Genomic DNA, 735 nt, shown 5'->3' on the forward strand with positions numbered 1-735 from the left:
CCCCAGCAGACCACCCCACCTACCCAGCATACCACAACCACAGGACACCTACACCGTTGTAATTGATGGCTCTGCGGATCAGGGTAAGCGGTTTTTGAACCACTTAAAACTTGAGTGAGTGTTCGTCTTGCAGCTGGGTCGAGAAAGTGTTTTGAATATCTTTCAGATGGTCTAATGCCTGGATTAAGGCAATCAATTCCGGTTTACCGGTATCGGCACTTACCCTGATATCGAGCATCAAACGTTCTTTGCCGCCCGGATAACTTTGAGGGTCATTGCCTTGCAAGACAGAAACTGCTTCTTTAACGGTAATAGGCTGTTGGGTCAGTCCGTTTACTAATAATTTAGCTGAAAATACTTCTTTGGCGATGCCATCAAGTGTCGTGAATGCACTTAATGCATTGATTCGATAAAACGGGTCGGGTTCGCCGTCCTCATCTTCGAGTTTGGGATATAGGGATTTCCAATACAAATCCACATTGGTTTTGATGGCTTCGCAGCCGGCGCAAAAGCCAACCAGCCCGTGTTTTGCGGTAAGAGCCTGTGTGTAATAGGCTAAAACATGAAGGTCTTTCGATTCAGCCAGCAATTGATTGCACAGCTTCTCTACTGTTGCCCAATCAGGCTCTTCAGCAGGGATGATGGTATCGCCATATTGTCTTTCCGGTTTCCCTTCGGCAGCGCTTTGAAGCTCTAAAAAGCGACTATCGTATTCAATATTTACCCCTTCAGGGG

The 735-nt window shown here is 46.8% G+C and carries 1 pseudogene; it reads right to left on the reverse strand.

Going from position 1 to position 735, the window contains the following annotated elements:
* Nucleotides 1–106 precede the first annotated feature (106 nt).
* A pseudogene (locus ACTHUR_RS13860) lies at nucleotides 107–735 on the reverse strand (ImpA family type VI secretion system protein); the annotation flags it as partial.

It is taken from the genome of Neisseria sp. P0021.S007, from assembly GCF_051956855.1.